Source organism: Streptacidiphilus pinicola, from assembly GCF_003258295.1.
In the GTDB taxonomy this organism is placed as follows: Bacteria; Actinomycetota; Actinomycetes; order Streptomycetales; family Streptomycetaceae; genus Streptacidiphilus; species Streptacidiphilus pinicola.
In genome coordinates, this window is sequence record NZ_QKYN01000248.1 from 1 (window position 1) to 3,815 (window position 3,815).

3 protein-coding genes and 2 pseudogenes are annotated in these 3,815 nt (G+C 74.7%); 1 reads left to right on the forward strand and 4 read right to left on the reverse strand.

Going from position 1 to position 3,815, the window contains the following annotated elements:
• Positions 1-1,180, forward strand: a 1,180-nt coding sequence (locus tag DN069_RS38565; protein ID WP_111507901.1) for a solute symporter family protein, incomplete at its 5' end; no start/stop codon positions are given.
• A gap of 29 nt (positions 1,181-1,209) precedes the next feature.
• On the opposite strand, the gene DN069_RS38570 is transcribed toward DN069_RS38565, so the two are convergent.
• The 4 genes and pseudogenes from DN069_RS38570 to DN069_RS38580 form a co-directional block, all read right to left on the reverse strand.
• Entirely contained in the window at positions 1,210-1,845 is a 636-nt protein-coding gene (locus DN069_RS38570) for a TetR/AcrR family transcriptional regulator (RefSeq protein WP_111507902.1), read from the reverse strand.
• A gap of 88 nt (positions 1,846-1,933) precedes the next feature.
• Positions 1,934-2,176: a Trm112 family protein gene (locus DN069_RS40780; RefSeq protein ID WP_165845835.1), complete on the reverse strand. Its 243-nt coding sequence runs from the start codon at positions 2,174-2,176 to the stop codon at positions 1,934-1,936.
• A 231-nt stretch (positions 2,177-2,407) separates the two neighbouring features.
• A pseudogene (locus tag DN069_RS38575) lies at positions 2,408-2,968 on the reverse strand (class I SAM-dependent methyltransferase); the annotation flags it as partial.
• Positions 2,965-3,815, reverse strand: a pseudogene (locus tag DN069_RS38580) (hypothetical protein); the annotation flags it as partial. The pseudogenes DN069_RS38575 and DN069_RS38580, both read right to left, overlap by 4 nt.

Consider the following 3,815-nt stretch of genomic DNA (forward strand, 5'->3'; position numbering starts at 1 on the left):
CGGCGCCGGGGCCGCGACCGCCATGCTGCTGGGCCTGACCAGCGCCGGGGCCCAGCAGATCTGCATCGTGCTGATCGGCGCCCTCATGATCGCCTACACCCTCGCGGGCGGTATGAAGGGCACCAGTCTGATGCAGATCGCCAAGGTGGTGCTCACCACCGTCACCCTGGCCGTCACCACCCTGTTCGTGCTGTCGAAGTTCCACTGGAGCCCGAGCGAGCTGCTGTCCGCGGCCGCGCAGGGCAGCGGTCACCCGGCCGACTACCTGCGCTCCACCTCACAGTTCGGCGTGACCGCCAGCGGCCCGCTCAACATCGCCGGACTGCACCTGACCGTCGTGCTCGGTGCCGCCTGCATGCCGCACATGATCATGCGGATCAACGCCACCTCCGACGGCGCGACCGCCCGACGTTCCACCCGCTACGCGCTCGTCACGGTGGGCATCTACAGCATCCTGCTGGCGATCCTGGGCCTGGGCGCCGCCGCGCTGGTGGGCGCCCCGGTGATCTCCGCGGTCAACCCGAACGGCCAGGCGTCCCTGCTGCTGCTCGCCGGAGCCCTGGCGGGCGGTCCCTCCACCACGGCCGGCCTCACCCTGACGACCGCCGTCGCCTGCACGGTCTTCGTGACCGTGCTCGCCGTGGTCGCCGGCATCACCCTCACCGCCGCCGCCACCCTGGCTCACGACGTGCACGCCCACGCCGTCCGGCGCGGCCGCCTCTCCGAGGCCAAGGAGGTGCGCACGGTCCGGTGGGCGGCCCTGCTGTTCGGGGTCGTCGGCATCCTGCTGGCGGTCGGCGCGCAGGGCTACAACGTGCAGTTCCTCTCCATGCTGGCGGTGGCCGTGGCCGCCTCCGCGGTGCTGCCGGCCCTGGTCTGCAGCCTCTTCTGGCGCGGCTACAACCGCACCGGGCTGCTGTGGTCCGTCTACGGCGGGGCCGGGCTCACGATCGGCCTGCAGCTGATCTCACCCACAGTCTCCGGCGGCCCCGGCACGCTGTTCCCGCATCTCGACTTCGCCTGGTCCCCACTGCAGAGCGTCGGCCTGGTCTCCATTCCGGCCTCGTTCCTGCTCGGTTGGGCAGGCAGCGTGCGCGGACGGCAACGGGCCGAGGCCGGGCACGAGGTCGACCAGGAAGCGGTGGAACTGCGGGTGCTCACCGGCGCCGACGCGGACTGACCGCCCCGGCGTGGTGGCCAGGGCCCGGATCACTCCCCGCCCAGGGCCACCCACCACTGAGCCGCCATCTCGTCCAGCAGCAACTCCCGTTCCGGCTGCCAGGCCTGCTGCACCACGGTGTCCATCGCCACCTGGTGGAACTGCCGCAGCAGCAGCTGCAGCCGCACGCGCGCCCGCGCCGGGTCGTCCGCGTGGTCCAGGTACTCCGGCAGTGCCTCCACCATCCGCTCCACCGCCACCGAGCGGCGCTCCGCGACGGTGCCCTCGACCGCCATGGCCTCGTTGAGCGCGGCCAGCAGCCGGGCGTGCGACTCGTACCACCCGAGGGACTGCTCCAGCCAGCGGCGCAGCCCCGCCCGCGTCCTCAGGGCCTTCGGGAGGGTCGCGTACAGCCCCCGGTCCGACGGGGTCACCCGTTCCAGCAGCGCCGCGGCCGCCTCCGCCTTGGAGCGGAAGTGCACGTAGAAGGTGGCCCGGCTGGCCCCCGCACGCCGCACGATCTCGTCGACCGTCGCCGCGGCGTAGTCCGTCTCCTCCAGAACCTCCTGCACGGCCTCGAGCAACCGCTTCCGGGTCAGCTCGCGGTACTCGCTGCGCAGCGACGGCGCCCGTGCGGCGGCCTGCGGCGCGGAATCCGCCGCTGATGAAGCCGATGAAGGAGTCACGGCCTCACCCTATCCCGGCCCTGCGAGCCGTCCGGCCCCTGGGCGGACCGGGCGGGGCTGACGGATCGGACGACGGCCCGGGCGCGGCTCACGGCGGGCTGACGCGCGATTCGAGCCCGGCCTTGGGGCGCGGCGCACCGGTGATGCGGTCGTGGTCGCCCCAGCCGACCGGGCGCGCGTCGTCGGCGAGCAGGTGCGGGATGCCCTCGACGATCGGGTAGGCGCGGCGCAGTCTCGGGTTGTACAGGCTCTCCGTCTCCGCGTCGTACAGCAGCGGCCCCTTGTCGACGGGGCAGGCGAGCAGTTCCAGGAGCTCGGCGGGCACGGGCATGCGGTCCTCCGCGGCTGGGACGGTGTCGGGGAGCCCCGGGCCGTCCGTCTGCGGGATCGGCGGGGTCCGGGCGTGGACGATCAGGTCGGCGGCGAGTTCGGGGACGTACTGGAGCAGTCGGTCCAGGGGGCGCAGCAGGCGGGGCGTGTCGTGGTAGGCGGCGCCGCGCACGGCGACGATGTCCAGGCCGTGCCCGCGCAGCAGCCCGAGCAGCGCGGCGCGGGTGAACACCCGCAGGTGGCCCACGACTTCGTGCCCCGGGCGGCCGTAGATGCGTTTCAGGCTGACCTCGGTGAAGACCGGCTGCACGCCCGCCAGCAGCAGCCCGCGGTTGAACCAGGCCGCCAGGTTGGGCGTGGACAGCAACAGCGAGCCCCCGGGGCGCAGCACGCGCTCGAGCTCGTCCAACGCCGCGTCGGTGTCGACGAGATGCTCGATCACCTCGCTGAACACGACGACGTCGACGGACTGGTCCGGCAGGGGCAGACCGCCCTGGTCGAGCGTCGCGCGCACGAGCGTCAGCCCGCGGCGGCGGGCGCGTTCCAGCGCCATCTGGGACCAGTCCGCGCCCACGACGGTGTGCCCGTGGGCGCGGTCGGCGAGCAGGGCGGTGGCGGCGCCGTCGCCGCAGCCGACGTCGAGGATCCGCAGCCGCCTCCGGCTCGCCGCGGCCTGGTCCAGCAGCGGTTCCAGCAGCGCGAGTTGGCGTCGGGCGCGGTCCAGGCTGGAGGCCACGACGACGGTGGGGTCCTCGTAGAGGCTGCGCAGCGGGGAGGCGGCGGAGTCGGTCACGGGCTTCCTTCTGTGAGGTTGACGGCCGCGGGAGCGGCGAGCGCGTCGGGGGCGGGCGCGTGGGGCGTCGGCTCGTGCGGCGCGGCGAGCTCGGTGACGGCGTGGGCGAACAGCTCCGTGAACGCGGCGGCGGCCGGGCCGTCGAGCGCCTCGAAGCGGTGACGGATCATCAACTGCAGGCGGCCGTGTGCGCTCAGTGCGGTCACCGACAGGCCGCGCGGCATCGGCGCCGGGGCGGCGGCCCACAGCTCGGTGACCTCCCCCGCGCCGTCGAGGGCGCACGGCAGCTCGGCGATCGGCCCGAGGTTGCTCAGCATGGTGGTGTCCGCGAAGGAGCGCGCGGCGAAGCGCACCCCCGGCGCGAGCAGTTGCCGCAGTCCGCGAGGCAGCCACGGCGAGCCGAGCACGACGGCCGCGGGCCCCCCTTGCGGCCCGGCGGGCGTGGCCTTGGCCCGCGCGGTGCGCGCGGCGACGGCCACGAGCAGGGCGCGCGGGTCGCTGCCGGCCACGTCGATGGAGGTGAGCCGCGAGTGGTTGCCGTCCCCCGCGTGACGGCTCTGCTGCCCGCGGGTGTTGACCGGCATGGTGATCCGCAGCGGCTCGGCGGGACGTCCGTGATGCAGGTTCCAGCGGGTGACGGCCAGTCCGAGCGCGGTGAGCAGCAGGTCGTTCAGCGTCACCCCGGCGGCCCGAGCCGCACGCCCCAGCGCCGCGCCCTGCTCGCCGTCGAAGCTCAGCGGCACCAGACCGTACCCCCGCCGCCCCGCACCCGCCGGCTGCCGCGCGACCCGTACGGGTCGCGGCGGCAGCCCCGGCCCGCGGCCGGGGGCGGCGGGCCGGGGCGGGG

Excerpts from the sequence above, each read along its gene's own strand:
- DN069_RS40780 (WP_165845835.1), bottom strand. The coding sequence starts at position 2,176 with ATGCCCGTGCCCGCCGAGCTCCTGGAACTGCTCGCCTGCCCCGTCGAC.